Genomic DNA, 14,645 nt, shown 5'->3' with positions numbered 1-14,645 from the left:
GGCACCTCCCGGCGGCCGGCCGTCGAAACCGGCTACGGTGGGCGCCATGGAACGGAGTGCACAACGGCTGGGCCGGGCCCTCGTGGTCATCGTGGACGATCGCGTGGCGCACGGCGAGCACGAGGACACCACTGGCCCGCTGGTCACGGAGCTGCTCGAAGAAGCGGGCTTCATTGTCGACGGTGTCGTGGTCGTCGAGGCCGAGACCGCGGGTATCCGCAACGCGCTCAACACCGCCGTGATCGGCGGCGCCGACCTGGTGATCACCGTCGGCGGCACCGGTGTGCTGCCGCGTGACCGGACCCCGGACGCCACCGCCGGTGTGCTCGACCGGCCCATCCCGGGCATCAGCGAGGCCATCCGCGCGTCCGGGCTGGCCGCCGGCGCGGTCGACGCCGGGATCTCGCGCGGGCTGGCCGGGGTTTCGGGCAGCACGCTCGTGGTCAACCTCGCCGGGTCGCGGTCCGCGGTGCGCGATGGGATGGCGACGCTGACCTCGCTCGTTCCGCATGTGATCGATGAGCTTTCGGGTCTCGAAGAGGTCTGATCTTCGGTGGGCCGGGCCCGGAGCGCTCGAGTCCGCGCTGTGCTCGGGCACTCGATGACCTCGCCAGCGAGGCTGGCCGCTGCGTTAAGGCCTGTGGGAACCGACTTCGCCGACGCCGCGGCCGGGCCGGTCGGGGCCGCCGCAGGTGTCTGCGGTGGCATGCGGAGAGGCGGCTGCCCAGGCCGGTCCGTGATGGGGATGGCGCCTGCTGCGCCGGACTGGTGGTGCGCTCGGGAGGCGAGCCGGGCACGGTCCCTATCTCACTTGACGCTGAGCCGGAAGGGGAAGCCGGCGGGGCGAGCCGAGGCTGGACCAGCGGTGGGGCCGATCCGGCGGATGCCCCCTCCGGATGGCCCGGCCGGCCGGGGCGCGGGATGCCGTTGGGTTCGCTCTGGAGTTGTCAAAGAACGCGTCGTGGGACACTGGGGTTATGTCGGGCGAGCAGCGGAAACCCCAGACCAGCGAGCAGCGTCGCCGGGTTGATGAGATCTTCGGGGACGTTCTGCCCGAGACCACCTCCGATGAGCGCGATCCCGAGCGGCGCACCGGTCTCCCGGATGACTGGTACCGGGAGAACCGGCCACCGCACCACGACCGCTGACTCTCAGTCGCGGTCGGTGCCGCGCTGGTGCGTCTGCTGGGCGCGGAGGAGGTCGCGGATCTCGATCAGCAGCTCCACGTCCGTCGGCTCCGACGGGCCCGGCTCCTGGCCGCGCTTGCGGCGCTCCTGGACCTTCTTGACCGGCATCACGATCACGAAGTAGACCACCGCCGCGACCAGGACGAAGTTGATCGCCGCGTTGATCACGCTGCCGAAGTCCAGGAACGTCGCCTTGTTGCTGTCGAAGATCTGGTATCCGAGGCCGTTCGCGGCGTTCGTGCCGCCGATCGTGCTGATCAGGGGCTTGATCAGGCCGTTGGTGAACGCCGTGACGATCGCCGTGAACGCCGAGCCGATGACCACCGCCACGGCGAGGTCGACGACGTTGCCGCGCATCAGGAAGTCCTTGAAGCCTTTGAACACCTTGCTCTCCTCACGAGCCACGAACCGGAAGGGGACGCCTCGCCCGTCTCAGCGGGCGCGGGCTAGCGGAGAGTAACCGTTACCGGTCGCTCCAGTGAAATCGCCGCCACCTTCGTCGCGGTCGCCTCCGGGAGCCGGAGCAGTACCAACGGTCCCTTGAGCGGGGCCGGTCCCTCGTGGCCGATCGTCACCACCTTCGCCCCGCCGGCCAGCACGGACGCCGGTGCGGCCGGCTCCGGCGCCGCGACGACGTCGACGATCTGGCCGGGTCGGAGGAGTTCGGCGACCGCCACGTCGGCCAGCCGGACCGGCACCGTCGCCGTGCCGGGATCAGTCGCCGCGGGGACCCCGGCCAGCCGGACGTCGGTCAGCGGCTCGCCGGCTCGGACAGCGCCCGCCAGCAGGCGTCCCTCGACCGCGTCGAGCGTGCTCAGAACGCCGGTGGGACGCGCCTCATCGGGGAGCTCGGCCAGCCGGACATCGGCAGCGCGCAGGGTGGCGCCGGGCGGGAGGTCGTGGGCCGCGAGGACGGTCGGTGCGCCTCGCGCGGAACCGGGGTGGACGAGCAGCAGCCCGCCGAGCACGAGCAGGCCGACGGCGAGCCAGCGGCGGATGAGCCGCGTCCGCCGGCTCTGCAGCCGGATCAGGTGAAGCGGGTGAAGCTTCTGCAGGACGTCCACGGGGCCCCCTCGGCCGGATCGGGTGCGGCGGTGTGCCGCACGAGATCGACGTTAGGGAAGCCGGACGGGCCGCCGGAAGGGCCACGTCCGGCATCTGTGGACAACCGGGGTCTTGTGGACAACCGGCGGGTCAGGACGCCGCGGCGGCCGTCTTCGTCGTGGTCGAAGAGGAGGATGACGAGGAGGAGGCCGAGCTCGTGTCGGACTTCGACTCCGACTTGGACTCGGTCTTCGCGGGGGTGGCCGCGGTGCTCGACTTGCTCGAGTCGCGCGAGTCCGTGCGGTAGAACCCGCTCCCCTTGAAGACGACGCCGACCGAGCTGAAGACCTTGCGCAGCGCCCCGGAGCACTGCGGGCAGACGGTCAGGCTGGGGTCCGAGAACGACTGCACGGCTTCGAACCGGTGGTCGCATTCTTTGCAGGCGTACTGGTACGTAGGCACTGACGGCTCCTTTGCTGGCACTCATCCGACCTGAGTGCTAACCCGATTGTGCGGGAAAACCTTCCCGGAAGGCAATTCCTGGTTGCTCACACCGGCAGCTCGACCACGCCTCGACCCGGCGTCAAGGCACCGGTCATCCGCACGTCGTGCGGCTCTCCGGGCAGCCGTTCGACCAGTTCCTCGTCCCGGACGACGGCCAGCAGCGCGGCGCCGTCCGCGGCGAAGCCCAGCGAGCGGTCGTAGTGGCCCGCCCCGCGGCCGAGCCGGACCCCCTGGCGGTCGACGGCCAGCGCGGGCACCAGCACCAGCTCCGCCGCCCCCACGGCGTCGTTACCCAGGCGTTTCCCACCTGGCTCGCGGATGCCCCGGAACCGGCTGGGCACCAGATCGGCCTCGCCCGTGTACTCGGCCCAGTCGAGCGGCTCCGTCCGCGACCGGATGACGGGCAGCAGGACCCGCGCGCCCCCGGCCACCAGCGCGTCGACGAACGCCGTCGTCCCCGGTTCGGTGCCGAACGGCAGGTACGCGCAGACGGTGCTCGCTGTGACCTTCGACACCGCATTGACCAGCGCCGACGCCTCCCGCGCGTGCGATTCGGCTGCCTGCTCCGCCCGCGCGCGCGTCACCCGCTCACGCCACTCCGCCTTGCTCAGGTGCTCATTGCCCAGCGGGTGCATGGCCTCACGTTAGGCTCTGCGCCCATGACGGGCGCAGCAACCACCCAAACGTTCAGAACCGCCATCGTGCCTGCCGCCGGCCTGGGGACACGGTTCCTCCCGGCGACGAAGGCCGTGCCCAAGGAGCTCCTGCCGGTGGTGGACACGCCGGGGATCGAGCTGGTCGCGGCCGAGGCCGCCGCCGCCGGCGCGGAACGCCTGGTCATCGTGACCTCGCCGGGCAAGGACGCCGTGGTCCGGTACTTCGAAAAGCAGCCTGAGCTCGAGCAGAACCTCGAGGCCAAGGGCAAGACCGCACTGCTCGAGAAGGTCCGCCGCGGCACCGATCTCCTCGCCGTCGAAACCGCCATCCAGGAGCAGGCCCTCGGCCTCGGCCACGCCGTCGCGCAGGCCGAACCGAACCTGCGCCCGGACGACGAGGCCGTCGCGGTGCTGCTCCCGGACGACCTGGTGCTGCCCACCGGCGTGCTCGAGCGGATGAGCGCGGTCCGCGCCCAGTACGGCGGCAGCGTGCTCTGCGCGTTCGACATCCCGAAGGCCGAGATCTCCCCGTACGGCGTGTTCGACGTCACCGACACCGACGACGACGACGTCAAGCGCGTGCACGGGATGGTCGAGAAGCCGAAGCCGGAGGACGCGCCGTCGACCTACGCCGCCGCCGGGCGCTACCTGCTCGACCGGGCGATCTTCGACGCGCTCAAGCGGATCACCCCGGGCAGTGGCGGCGAGCTGCAGCTGACCGACGCGGTCGCGCTGTTGATCAGCGAAGGACACCCGGTGCACGTCGTCGTCCACCGCGGTGGGCGCCACGACCTGGGGAATCCGGGTGGTTTCCTGCGCGCCGCGGTCGATTTCGCGCTTGAAACGCCCGAGTACGGTCCATCTTTACGGGCGTGGCTCACGGAACGGATCGGGACAGAGCGCCCATGACGGAATCCCTCGACGCAGCGCGGCCCGAAGCGGCCGGGGACGAGGCCGGGTTCCGCTCGGTCGACGCGCAGATCGCGATGACACTGGACGCGGCCGTCCGGCCGCAGCCGGTGCGGGTGGCGATCTCCGAGGCCCAGGGCCTGCTCTGCGCCGAGGAGGTGGTCGCCGAGCACGCGCTGCCCGGGTTCGACCAAGCCGCGATCGACGGGTACGCGGTGCGCAGCGTCGACGTCCGCAACGCCGGGCAGGAACCGGTGCAGCTGCCGGTCGTCGGGGAGATCGCGGCGGGTTCGCGCCAGCCGCGGCGGCTCCAGCCCGGCCAGGCCGTGCGGGTCGACACGGGCGCGCCCCTGCCGACGCTGGCCGACGCCGTCGTGCCGCTCGCCTACACCGACGGGCACCAGGCCAAGGTGACGGTGCACCGCTCGGTGCCGTCGGCGGGGTACGTGCGGCGGGCGGGCGAGGACGTCCAGATCGGCGACGTCGCGGTGCGCCGCGGCGACACGATCGGCTCGGCCCAGGTGGGCTTGCTGGCCGCGGTCGGGCGGGCGAAGGTCCTCGTCTACCCGCGGCCGCGGGTGTCGATCGTGTCCGTCGGCGACGAGCTGGTCGACATCGACCGGACACCGTCGGTCGGGCAGGTCTACGACGTCAACTCCTACGCGCTGGCCGCGGCCGCGCGGGACGCGGGTGCCGAGGTCAGCCGCGTCGGCATCGTGCCCAGCGAGCCGAAGCGGCTGCGCGAGGTCGTCGAAGGCCGGCTGCTGATGTCGGAGATCGTGGTGGTCGCGGGCGGCGCCGGGGGCGCCACCGGCGACGAGGTGCACGCCGCGCTGTCCGACCTCGGCCGGATCGACATGACGCGGGTGGCGATGCACCCGGGCTCGGTGCAGGGGTTCGGCAGGCTCGGGCCGGACTCGGTGCCGACGTTCCTCATCCCGGGCAACCCGATGAGCGCGCTGGTGGTGTTCGAGGTGCTGGTGCGGCCGCTGATCCGGGCGGCGCGCGGGACGCGGAACCCGCACCGGCGGATCGTCGGCGCGCGGCTGCTGTCGTCGATCACTTCGACTGAGGGCAGGCGCGGTTTCCTCCGCGGTCAGCTGCTGCGAGACGAGGCCAACGGCGAGTACCTGGTCCAGCCGCTCGGCCAGTCGGGGGCACACCTGCTCGCGTCGCTGGCCGAAGCGAACTGCCTGATCAACGTGCCGGAAGAGGCGACCGACGTCCCCGCGGGCGAACAGGTCCAAGTCACCTTCCTGGCGCAACGGGCCTGATGAACTCCGTGTCGGGCGTGTCCTATCCGGTCGAAAGCCGGCACCCGGGCTGGCCGGCGCGGCTCGGGCCGCTGCGGGTGCCCGCGGGCGAGGTCGCGATCCGCCCGGTCCGGCTGCGCGACGCCGGCGAGTGGAGCCGGATCCGGCTCCGGGACCGCGCGCACCTGGAAACGTGGGAGCCCACCGGGGTCGGCCCGTGGCCGGAACGCAACGCCTTCTGGTCGTGGCCGTCGCAGTGGGCGGCCCTGCGTTCGCTCGCTCGCCGTGGGCAGTGCCTCCCGTTCACCATCACCCTGGACGGTCGCCTTGCGGGGCAGATCACTGTGGGTAACGTCATCCGGGCGTCGCTGCGGTCGGCCTGGATCGGCTACTGGGTGTCCTCCGAGGTGGTCCGCGGCGGGGTGGCGACGGCCGCCGTCGCGCTCGTGACCGACCATGCGTTCGGCTCCGCCGGGCTGCACCGGCTGGAGGCCACCGTGCGCCCGGAAAACGCCGCCAGCCTGCGGGTTCTCACCAAAGCGGGCTACCGGCGCGAGGGGCTGTTCGAGCGCTACCTCGACGTCGCCGGCGGCTGGCGCGACCACTACTGCTACGCGCTGACCCGTGAAGAGACCGGGGCCGGGCTGGTGTCGCGGCTGGTCGCGGCGGGCCGCGCCGACTACGCCTGAACGTGATTACCCACCCGGGTCGGTAGCCGCGTTACCACATGCTGTGAGTTTCACCTAATCCGGTGAGGCTTTTCCGTGATCGAACCCGGCGAGTCTGCGCCCGATCTGTTACTCCTGTGACTAACGTGATTCGTGGTGGAAGGATCGGGGGAGGTGACGGGAGATGCCCAGCTCCGTGATCATCGTCGCGCTCGCCGCGGCATGGCTCGTCGTACTCGTGCCCATGGTCGCGCGACGACGGCAGCAGGTCGCGAGGACGGCCGACTCGGCGCTCGCGGCCAGGGTCGTGCGCAGTGGACGCAACGAAGACCGGGAGGAATTCGCCATGTCCGACGATCCCGGGAAGTCCCGGCCATCGGTGGAGGACGATCTCGCTGAGCTGGAGGCCGAGCTCGAGCTCGACGACGACCTGGACGAGCCGGAACCCGAGCCCGAGCCGCTCCCGCAGCCGGCCCGCGGCTCGCGGGCGGAACGCGACCGGCCCGGCTACCGGCCCGGCCGCGGCGGCTTCGACCCCGAGGCCGCCGAGATCGCGGCCCGCGCGAAGTACGGCTTCCGGCAGCGCGTCGTCGTCATTCTGCTCGTGATCGCGGTGGTCACCGGGGTGGTCGCCGGCTTCGTCGTCCCGCTGGCCTGGTGGGGCCACGGCGCGATCGACGTCGTGCTCGTCGGGTACCTCGTGTACCTGCGCCGCCAGGTGCGCATCGAGGAGGAGATCCGGCAGCGCCGGCTCGCCCGCTTCAACAGCACCCGTGCGCCTCGGCGCTCGGCCACCTCGGCAGCCCTGGCGGCTCCTTCGGCCTCGGCGGCCCCGGCGGGCTCGGTTGACGAAGAGGAGCACGCGGAAGACGTCGACGTCGTCGAGCCGGTCCGCCGCGAGGTGGTCGAGCGCCGTCCGTCCCCGACCTCCCGCGTCCGCCGCAGCGCGGTCGTCGTCGACCTCGACGACGAAGACCCGGCGTTCGAGGAGCTCGACGAGCCCGGGACCGGCCCGTACCGGCGCGCGGTCGGGGAGTGACCCCCCTGCGTGGGGTGCTCGTAGGGCACTGCTAAGCTCTACGAGCACAACCAAGGGGCTGTAGCGCAGTTGGTAGCGCGTCTCGTTCGCATCGAGAAGGTCAGGGGTTCGATTCCCCTCAGCTCCACTTTTGGGATTTTCACTGGGAAAAGTGGCTACATGAAGGCCGCGAAGCCCGAGGCATAAAAAGACCATCCACATTGTGGGTGGTCTTTTTGCTTGTGACCTCCGCGCCGTTTGCTCCGGCCTGCTGATCTTGGATGGCGTGGAGCTCGGCAGGGTCAGCAAGCCGGCTTTCGGCATCGAGCCTTGCGGCGTGGCGACAAAGTGGTCATCGCTGCCCGTCGGGGGGGGGGAAACGTGACGGTGATGGCCAGTCCGCCGTCCGGGCGCGCGGCGGCTTCGACGGTTGCGCCGTGGGCGGTGGCGACCGCCCGGACGATGGACAGGCCGAGTCCGAGACCCTTGCCGGTGCGGGCCGGCCCGAGACGTTGGAACGGCTGGAAAAGCCGCTCGATGGCGTCGGCAGGCACGACCGGTCCGGTGTTGGTGACGGTGAGCACCCGGTCGCGGCACGACACCACCACCTCGCCTCCCGCGTCGTTGTACCGGATCGCGTTGTCCACCAGGTTGGCCACCAGGCGCTCCGCGAGCGCGCGGTGGCCGGACACCGGGCACGGCTCGATCTCGGCGTGGACCGTCACCTGGTCGGCCTGGTGGGCGTGTACGACGTCGCGGGTCACTTCGCCGAGGTCGAACGGGTGCCGGACGTCGATGCCGACGTGTCCGCGGGCCAGCGTGACCATGGCCTCCATCAGCCGTTCCTGCTCGACCCCGGCCGCGAGCACGCGTTCGTGCGCCTCACGCAGCGACACCACCGTGGCGTCGGGGTCGTCGAGCGCGACCTGGCCGATCGCGCGCTGACGGGCCAGCGGCGTGCGGAGCTCGTGCGACACGTTGGCCACGAACTGGCGTTGCGCCTGGAACGACGCCTCCAGCCGGCCCAGCAGCTCGTCGCAGGTGTCGCCCAGCTCCTTGAGCTCGTCGGCGGGGCCGGCGAGGGCGAGGCGCCGGTGCAGGTTGGTGGCCGAAATGTCCCGCGCCGCGGTCGTGATCGTCTGCAGCCGGTGCAGGATGCGGCCGGCCACCGTCCAGCCCAGCACGAGCGCGAGCACCACCGTGATGGCGAGCGCGATCGCGGACTGGACGACCAGCTGGCGCAGCACCTCCTCCCGCTGTGCCGCGAGCGCCCGCCCCGCCTGCTCGGCGGCGCGGCCGGCTTCGAAGGTGGCCGGCGGGGGCAGCGGACCCGGCGTCGGGGGACTGCCGGGCAGCAGCTGGAGGAACCACACGTCGCTCGGCTCCACCGCGTGCCGCAGCAGGAAGTAGGTGACCGTCAGGAGGCCGGCGCCGCACACCAGGAACAGGCCGCCATACAGCAGGGTCAGCTGCAGCCGCACGGTCCAGCGCATCAGATCCGGTACCCGCTCTTGGCGACCGTCTCGATGACCGCCGGTTCGCCGAGCTTCGCCCGCAGCCGGCTGACCGTGATCTTCACGGCGTTGGTGAACGGGTCGGTCGCCTCGTCCCACACCCGTTCCAGCAGCTCCTCCGCGGACACCGCGCGGCCCTCGGCCGCCAGCAGCAGTTCCAGCACACCGAACTCCTTGGGCGCCAGGTCGAGCGGCTGGTTTCCGCGCGTGGCGCGGCGTCGTGCGGTGTCGACGACCAGGTCGCCGTGCCGCAGGACCGGCGGCACGGCCGGGTGCGCCCGCCGCGCCAGCGCCCCGATCCGCGCCACCAGCGCGCGGAAGTCGAACGGCTTGGGCAGGTAGTCGTCGGCGCCGAGCCCGAGCCCGTCGACCAGGTCCTCGGTGGTGGCCGCCGCGGTCAGCATCAGGATGCGACACCGGCATCCGGCCGCGATCAGCTCCGCGCAGACGTCGTCGCCGTGCAGGGTGGGCAGGTCCCGGTCCAGCACGATCACGTCGTAGTCGTTGCCCAGCGCCCGGTCCAGCCCATCTTCGCCGTCAAGGGCCACGTCGACGGCCATCCCCGCCCGGCGCAGCCCGGCTGCCACCGTGAGCGCCATCTCCTCGTCGTCTTCCACCACAAGAACCCGCACGCCGATCAGTATCCCGATCAGCCGGTTTCGGCGCGGTCTCGTCCGAAACCTTCACGAAACCCCCGCCTGCGTAGAACGGGCTCCACGTTTCCCCGACGCTGAAGGAGTTCTCGTGAAACACAAATGGCGCTCACTCGCGGTGGCACTGGCCGTCGCGGCCACGCTCGCGGGCGCGGAGGTGGGCACGGCCGGCACGGAAACCGAACGGCCTCCGGCCTGCGCTCCGCCCGCACAGGGACAACCGCCGCAGCCACCGGCTCCGGCCACGGTCAGCACGGTCGGGCAGGCGTACTACTGCATCTTCGACAACCACTACGGCGGGCCGGTACTGGACAGCCGCACCCTGCTGGTACCGGCGTTCGCCGCGGTCACCAGGGAAATGCAGCGCCGGGGGCTCGACCAGCCCGGTGCCACGCTGCCGGCGCTCACCGGGCGCAAGGACGCCAACTGGGCGGCGTTCGGCAAGGTGTACCGGCGGATCGTGAACGCGCTGCCGGACGACGCGGCACGCGCGGCCGTCGGCGCCGCGGCCATCCAGGCCATGGTGGACGGGCTGAACGACAACCACGCCCGGTGGTTGAGCGGGGCCGGCCAGAACCTGGTGGGGCTGACTCTTTCCGGGATCACCGCGTCCGGCGACGCCGACCCGGCGGCCACGGGCCCGAAGTACGTCAACGGGATCGCTGCCGGAGGTCCGGCCGAGGCCGCCGGGATCAAGCTGGGGGACGAGATCCTGGCCGTCGACGGCGCGCCGCTTCTCGTGGGCGGGATCCTGAACGAGGGCGTGCTGTCCTCGCTCCTCGAGGTCCAGCCGGGTGCGGTCGTGAAGCTCACCGCACACCGTCCGGCCACCGGTGAGACGTTCACGGCCACGGTGACCGCGGCCGCCCACCAGCCGCCGCCCCGCCGGGTCGAGTCCAGGCTGGTGGAGGGGAACATCGCGTACGTGACCCTGCCGAGCATGGCGCCGGACCTGGCCGGCCAGGTGCTGACGGCCATCGCGAGCCTGCGGGCGCAGACCGAGTTGCGCGGCGTGACCCTGGACCTGCGGGGCAACGGGGGTGGCACCGTGGAGGCGGCCGCCACGCTGCTCGGCGCACTCGCTCACGGCAAGACCATCGGCTACTGGTGTGACGTGCGGGGCAGGTGCACCCCCAACCGCACCGACGACTCGGCGGAACTGCTGAACGTGCCGCTCGTCGTGCTCACCGACCGCCGCTGCGCCTCGGCGTGCGAGGTGTTCAGCAGCGCGGTGAAGGACCTGAAGCTCGGCACGCTCGTCGGTACCCGCACCGCCGGCGCGGTGTCCGGTCCGGCGTGGGCCTACCAGCTGGACAACGGAACCAGCCTGCTGTTGCCGAAATACCACCAGCTCGGCGCGAACAAGCAGATCGTGGACACCATCGGCGTGGCGCCTGACCACTACGCACCGGTCACCGCGGCCGATCTTTCCGCGGGCCGCGACCCCGGTCTGGCCAAGGCCGTGTCCCTCTTGTGAGAGTGGACGGCCCCTCACGGCCGGGACTTGGTTCTACTGGTCGGTAACTTATCGCCGGAGTATTCAAAACCGCATACGTGCCGGCAACGCTGCGTTCCCTTGACTGGGCGGCATGAGCGAACCGGCACTCGGGATGGCGGTCTACGGGTGCGCACCCGACGAGGCTGCGCTGTTCCACGAGCTGGCGCCCCGCTTCGGCGTGACGCCGATCATCACGGACACCCCGGTGTGCGAGGCCAACGCCGGCCTCGCCACCGGGAACCGGTGCGTCAGCGTGGGGCACAAGACGCCCGTGGCGAACGCGACTCTCCTTGCGCTCAGCCAGGTCGGTGTCGCGTACGTCTCCACGCGGAGTGTCGGGTACGACCACATCGACGTCGGGTACGCGCGGAGTGTCGGCATTTCCGTCGGCAACGTTTCCTATTCGCCGGACAGCGTTGCCGACTTCACGCTGATGTCGATGCTCATGCTCCTGCGAGACGCCAAGTCCGTCCTCCGCCGCGCGGACGAGCACGACTACCGGCTGCACGACGTGCGCGGGAAAGAACTGCGCGATCTCACCGTCGGGGTGGTCGGAACGGGACGGATCGGGGCCGCGGTCGTCGCACGGTTGCGGGGTTTCGGCTCTCGCGTGATCGCGCACGACAGCCGTCCTCGGGACGACGTCGACTACGTCCCGCTCGAAGAACTGCTGCGGCAGAGCGACATCGTCACGCTGCACACGCCGCTCAACGCCCAGACGCACCACCTCCTGGACCGGCGGCGGCTCGAGCTGATGAAGGCCGGCTCGTACGTCGTCAACACCGGGCGGGGCGCCCTTCTCGACACCGAAGCGCTCGTCGAAGCCCTGGAAAGCGGCAGGCTGGGCGGCGCCGCGCTGGACGTCCTCGAAGGGGAAACCGGCATCTTCTACGCCGACTGCCGGAACCGGCCCGTCGGAAGCGACCTGCTGGTGCGGCTGCAGAAACTGCCGAACGTGCTCGTCAGCCCGCACACCGCCTACTTCACCGAGCACGCGCTCAGCGACATCGTCGAAAACTCCATCGTCAACTGCCTGGAATTCGAAAGAGGGGAACGGCATGGCTAGGCTCAGGGTCGGGATCGTCTTCGGGGGCTGTTCCGAAGAACACCCCGTTTCCGTGAAGTCCGCGCGGGAGGTCGCGCGGCACCTCGATGCCGGGAAGTACGAACCGTTCTGGGTCGGGATCACCAAGGACGGGGCCTGGAAGCTCTGCGACGGCCCGGAAGAAGGCTGGGAAACGGGGCGGCCGGTCCTTCTGTCGCCGGACCGGGGCGTTCCCGGTCTGCTGGTCCTCGACGACGGGAAGTACGAGACGATCGGCCTGGACGTCGTCCTGCCCGTGCTGCACGGCAAGCTCGGCGAGGACGGCGCGATCCAGGGCCTGCTGGAGCTCGCCGGTATTCCCTACGCCGGTTGCGACGTCCAGAGTTCGGCGCTGTGCATGGACAAGTCCCTGGCCTACGTCGTCGCCGCGAGCGCCGGTATCGCCACGCCGAACTTCCGGACCGTCCTGCCGGGCGAGAGCGTCGACGGGCTCACCTACCCCGTTTTCGTGAAGCCGGCCCGTTCGGGTTCGTCGTTCGGCGTGAGCAAGGTGACGAGCGAAGACGAACTGGCGGCCGCGATCGAGGCCGCTGCGCAGTACGACTCGAAGGTGCTGATCGAGGAGGCCGTCGCCGGCAGCGAGGTCGGGTGCGCGATCCTGGGCCGCGGTTCCGAGCTCTTCGCCGGCGAGGTGGACCGGATCGCCCTGTCCCACGGCTTCTTCCGGATCCACCAGGAGGACGCACCCGAGAGCGGCTCCGAGAACTCGACGCCCGTCGTGCCCGCCGACATCCCGGCCGGAACCCGCGCCCGCGTCCAGGAGACGGCCAAGGCCATCTACCGCGCGCTGGGGTGCGGGGGACTGGCCCGGGTGGACATGTTCCTCACCGCCGACGGCACCGTGGTCCTCAACGAGGTCAACACCCTGCCCGGTCTGACGTCGTACAGCCGCTACCCGAGGATGATGGCGGCCGCCGGCCTGCCGCTTTCGGAAGTGCTCGACCGGATCGTGGCCGGGACGGTCCGGTGAACGAGGACTTCGCCTTCGTGGACGAGCTGGTGCCCGGCATCCGCTGGGACGCCAAGTACGCCACCTGGGACAACTTCACCGGCAAACCGGTGGACGGCTACCTCGCCAACCGGATCGCCGGCACGAAGACGTTGTGCGCCGCGTTGGCGGAAGCGCAGGAGAAGGCCGCGTCCCTCGGCTTCGGCCTGCTGCTCTGGGACGGCTACCGCCCGCAACGCGCCGTGGACTGCTTCCTGCGCTGGGTGGACCAGCCGGAGGACGGCCGGACGAAGCTGTGGCACTACCCGAACATGGACCGGGCCGCGATGTTCGCCAAGGGGTACGTGGCGGCCAAGTCCGGCCACACCCGGGGCAGCACCGTCGACCTGACGCTCTACCACCTGGTCACCGGCGAGCTCGCTTCGATGGGCGGCGGCCACGACTTGATGGACCCGATCTCGCACCACGACGCCCGCGGGATCTCCCGCCTGGAAGCGGGGAACCGCCGCTACCTGCGGTCCATCATGGAGGACTGCGGGTTCGCCGCCTACGAGCGCGAATGGTGGCACTACGGCCTGAAGGACGAGCCCTACCCGGACACGTACTTCGACTTCCCCGTCGGGTAGCCGGGCAGCCGGACGGTGACGCGGAGGCCGCCCTCCGGCCGGGGCGTGAGGGTGAGCGTTCCGTCGTGGGCCTGGGTGATGCTCTTGACGATGGCCAGGCCGAGACCGACCCCCGCCTGGTCGGTGCGGATGCGCTCGGTGCCGCGCTGGAACGGCTCGGCGAGGGTGGCGACCAAGGACGGCGCGAGGTGTTCACCGGTGTTTTCGACGGTGAGCACCACCGCCCCCGGCTCGACGCCGGTCGTGGCCCGCACCGCGCCCCGCTCGGGCAGGTTGTGGACGATCGCGTTGTGCACCAGGTTCGTCGTCAGCTGCAGCAGGAGCGCCGGGGAGCCGAGGGCGTGCGCGGCGTCGCCGGACGTCTCGACGGCGACGCCCCGCTTCTCGGCGAGGGGCAGCAGCGTTTCGGCGGCTTCCTCCGCCACCAGGGACAGGTCGACGCGGTCGCGGCTGAAGGCCCGCTGCTCGGCGCGGCTGAGCAGCAGCAGGGCTTCGGTGAGTTCGATCGCCCGCGCGTTGACCACGCGGAGGCGTTCGTCGAGTTCGTCGGTGCCGCGCTCGGGATCGTTGCGGGCGACGTCGAGCAGGCTCTGCGTGATCGCCAGCGGCGTGCGCAGTTCGTGGGACGCGTTGGCGGCGAACCGGCGCTGCTCGGCGACGTGCGTCTCGAGCCGGGCGAGCATGGTGTCGAAGGCGTCGGCGAGCTCGCGGAACTCGTCGGCCCGGCCGGGCAGCCGGATGCGGTGGGAGAGCGAGCCGTCCGCCGCGATGCGGGTGGCGTCGGTGATGCGCGTCAGCGGGGCGAGCATCCGGCCGGCGAGGAGCCACCCGCCCAGCAGCCCGAACACCAGCAGGAAGACGATCACGACCGCCATGAACGGCACGAACGCGCGAACCAGGCGCGAGCGGTTGATCCAGAAGTTGCCCTCGGTGATGATCCAGCCGTTGGGCAGGAAGTACAGGTAGAAGGCCAGCACCGCGCCCATCAGGAGGACGCCCGCGAGCATGACGAACCCGGCGTAGCTGAGGGTGAGCTTGAGCCGGGCGCTCAGTCCCGGCTC

Annotated in this window: 17 protein-coding genes and 1 tRNA gene; 11 read left to right on the top strand and 7 right to left on the bottom strand. The window is 71.2% G+C overall.

The features are described 5' to 3' along the window. Positions 1-46 precede the first annotated feature (46 nt). Together ACWEGE_RS44020 and ACWEGE_RS44015 are read left to right on the top strand one after the other, a co-directional pair. Positions 47-547 carry a MogA/MoaB family molybdenum cofactor biosynthesis protein gene (locus ACWEGE_RS44020; RefSeq protein WP_013230045.1) on the top strand — a complete coding sequence of 167 codons (501 nt, stop codon included), beginning with the start codon at positions 47-49 and terminating at the stop codon, positions 545-547. Positions 548-977: 430 nt separating this feature from the next. Next, entirely contained in the window at positions 978-1,148 is a 171-nt protein-coding gene (locus tag ACWEGE_RS44015; protein ID WP_449666466.1) for a hypothetical protein, read from the top strand. Between the two features lie 3 nt (positions 1,149-1,151). On the opposite strand, the gene mscL is transcribed toward ACWEGE_RS44015, so the two are convergent. From mscL to ACWEGE_RS43995, 4 genes are all read right to left on the bottom strand, one after another. Continuing rightward, the gene (gene mscL, locus ACWEGE_RS44010) at positions 1,152-1,571 is read right to left on the bottom strand and encodes a large-conductance mechanosensitive channel protein MscL (RefSeq protein WP_449666465.1); all 420 of its coding nucleotides are present in this window, start codon (positions 1,569-1,571) and stop codon (positions 1,152-1,154) included. Positions 1,572-1,633: 62 nt separating this feature from the next. After that, on the bottom strand, positions 1,634-2,251 hold the full coding sequence (locus ACWEGE_RS44005) for an SAF domain-containing protein (RefSeq protein WP_449666464.1): 618 nt from the start codon (positions 2,249-2,251) through the stop codon (positions 1,634-1,636). Between the two features lie 130 nt (positions 2,252-2,381). Then, complete coding sequence (locus ACWEGE_RS44000; protein WP_449666463.1) at positions 2,382-2,693, bottom strand: FmdB family zinc ribbon protein; 312 nt, start codon at positions 2,691-2,693, stop codon at positions 2,382-2,384. 86 nt (positions 2,694-2,779) lie between these two features. Further along, positions 2,780-3,370 (bottom strand): 5-formyltetrahydrofolate cyclo-ligase, encoded by a 591-nt coding sequence (locus tag ACWEGE_RS43995; protein ID WP_449666462.1) that lies wholly within the window; start codon positions 3,368-3,370, stop codon positions 2,780-2,782. Between the two features lie 24 nt (positions 3,371-3,394). On the opposite strand from ACWEGE_RS43995, the gene ACWEGE_RS43990 reads away from it, so the two are divergent. From ACWEGE_RS43990 to ACWEGE_RS43970, 5 genes are all read left to right on the top strand, one after another. Beyond that, entirely contained in the window at positions 3,395-4,300 is a 906-nt protein-coding gene (locus ACWEGE_RS43990; RefSeq protein WP_449666461.1) for a UTP--glucose-1-phosphate uridylyltransferase, read from the top strand. Beyond that, positions 4,297-5,574, top strand: a complete 1,278-nt coding sequence (gene glp / locus ACWEGE_RS43985) for a molybdotransferase-like divisome protein Glp (protein ID WP_449666460.1) — start codon at positions 4,297-4,299, stop codon at positions 5,572-5,574. Before ACWEGE_RS43990 ends, glp begins: the two co-directional genes overlap by 4 nt. Next, a complete protein-coding gene (locus ACWEGE_RS43980) occupies positions 5,574-6,242 on the top strand; it encodes a GNAT family N-acetyltransferase (protein WP_449666459.1) in 669 nt (222 codons plus the stop codon). Before glp ends, ACWEGE_RS43980 begins: the two co-directional genes overlap by 1 nt. A 163-nt stretch (positions 6,243-6,405) precedes the next feature. After that, complete coding sequence (gene sepX, locus ACWEGE_RS43975) at positions 6,406-7,260, top strand: divisome protein SepX/GlpR (protein ID WP_449666458.1); 855 nt, start codon at positions 6,406-6,408, stop codon at positions 7,258-7,260. Positions 7,261-7,314: 54 nt separating this feature from the next. Continuing rightward, positions 7,315-7,387 (top strand) — tRNA-Ala (locus tag ACWEGE_RS43970). 154 nt (positions 7,388-7,541) lie between these two features. On the opposite strand, the gene ACWEGE_RS43965 is transcribed toward ACWEGE_RS43970, so the two are convergent. Both ACWEGE_RS43965 and ACWEGE_RS43960 read right to left on the bottom strand, forming a co-directional pair. Further along, entirely contained in the window at positions 7,542-8,732 is a 1,191-nt protein-coding gene (locus ACWEGE_RS43965) for a sensor histidine kinase (protein ID WP_449666457.1), read from the bottom strand. Further along, positions 8,732-9,385, bottom strand: a complete 654-nt coding sequence (locus tag ACWEGE_RS43960) for a response regulator transcription factor (RefSeq protein WP_449666456.1) — start codon at positions 9,383-9,385, stop codon at positions 8,732-8,734. Before ACWEGE_RS43960 ends, ACWEGE_RS43965 begins: the two co-directional genes overlap by 1 nt. Positions 9,386-9,497: 112 nt before the next feature. Between ACWEGE_RS43960 and ACWEGE_RS43955 the strand changes: the two genes are divergently transcribed. From ACWEGE_RS43955 to vanX, 4 genes are all read left to right on the top strand, one after another. Next, on the top strand, positions 9,498-10,883 hold the full coding sequence (locus tag ACWEGE_RS43955) for a S41 family peptidase (RefSeq protein ID WP_449666455.1): 1,386 nt from the start codon (positions 9,498-9,500) through the stop codon (positions 10,881-10,883). 112 nt (positions 10,884-10,995) lie between these two features. Then, positions 10,996-11,970: a D-isomer specific 2-hydroxyacid dehydrogenase family protein gene (locus ACWEGE_RS43950; protein ID WP_449666454.1), complete on the top strand. Its 975-nt coding sequence runs from the start codon at positions 10,996-10,998 to the stop codon at positions 11,968-11,970. Next, complete coding sequence (gene vanA / locus ACWEGE_RS43945) at positions 11,963-12,979, top strand: D-alanine--(R)-lactate ligase (protein ID WP_449666453.1); 1,017 nt, start codon at positions 11,963-11,965, stop codon at positions 12,977-12,979. The genes ACWEGE_RS43950 and vanA overlap by 8 nt, the downstream gene beginning before the upstream one ends. Next, complete coding sequence (gene vanX, locus ACWEGE_RS43940; protein WP_449666452.1) at positions 12,976-13,584, top strand: D-Ala-D-Ala dipeptidase VanX; 609 nt, start codon at positions 12,976-12,978, stop codon at positions 13,582-13,584. Before vanA ends, vanX begins: the two co-directional genes overlap by 4 nt. On the opposite strand, the gene ACWEGE_RS43935 is transcribed toward vanX, so the two are convergent. Continuing rightward, positions 13,548-14,636 (bottom strand): sensor histidine kinase, encoded by a 1,089-nt coding sequence (locus tag ACWEGE_RS43935; RefSeq protein WP_449666492.1) that lies wholly within the window; start codon positions 14,634-14,636, stop codon positions 13,548-13,550. The genes vanX and ACWEGE_RS43935 overlap by 37 nt on opposite strands. Between the last annotated feature and the right edge of the window lie 9 nt (positions 14,637-14,645).

The organism is Amycolatopsis sp. NPDC004747, from assembly GCF_053601335.1.
This window is presented reverse-complemented; position numbering and strand designations above follow the sequence as displayed.

Excerpts from the sequence above, each read along its gene's own strand:
- ACWEGE_RS43950 (WP_449666454.1), top strand. The coding sequence starts at position 10,996 with ATGAGCGAACCGGCACTCGGGATGGCGGTCTACGGGTGCGCACCCGAC.
- vanA (WP_449666453.1), top strand. The coding sequence starts at position 11,963 with ATGGCTAGGCTCAGGGTCGGGATCGTCTTCGGGGGCTGTTCCGAAGAA.
- ACWEGE_RS43995 (WP_449666462.1), bottom strand. The coding sequence starts at position 3,370 with ATGCACCCGCTGGGCAATGAGCACCTGAGCAAGGCGGAGTGGCGTGAG.
- ACWEGE_RS43990 (WP_449666461.1), top strand. The coding sequence starts at position 3,395 with ATGACGGGCGCAGCAACCACCCAAACGTTCAGAACCGCCATCGTGCCT.
- glp (WP_449666460.1), top strand. The coding sequence starts at position 4,297 with ATGACGGAATCCCTCGACGCAGCGCGGCCCGAAGCGGCCGGGGACGAG.
- sepX (WP_449666458.1), top strand. The coding sequence starts at position 6,406 with ATGCCCAGCTCCGTGATCATCGTCGCGCTCGCCGCGGCATGGCTCGTC.
- ACWEGE_RS44020 (WP_013230045.1), top strand. The coding sequence starts at position 47 with ATGGAACGGAGTGCACAACGGCTGGGCCGGGCCCTCGTGGTCATCGTG.
- ACWEGE_RS43980 (WP_449666459.1), top strand. The coding sequence starts at position 5,574 with ATGAACTCCGTGTCGGGCGTGTCCTATCCGGTCGAAAGCCGGCACCCG.
- ACWEGE_RS43965 (WP_449666457.1), bottom strand. The coding sequence starts at position 8,732 with ATGCGCTGGACCGTGCGGCTGCAGCTGACCCTGCTGTATGGCGGCCTG.
- ACWEGE_RS44015 (WP_449666466.1), top strand. The coding sequence starts at position 978 with ATGTCGGGCGAGCAGCGGAAACCCCAGACCAGCGAGCAGCGTCGCCGG.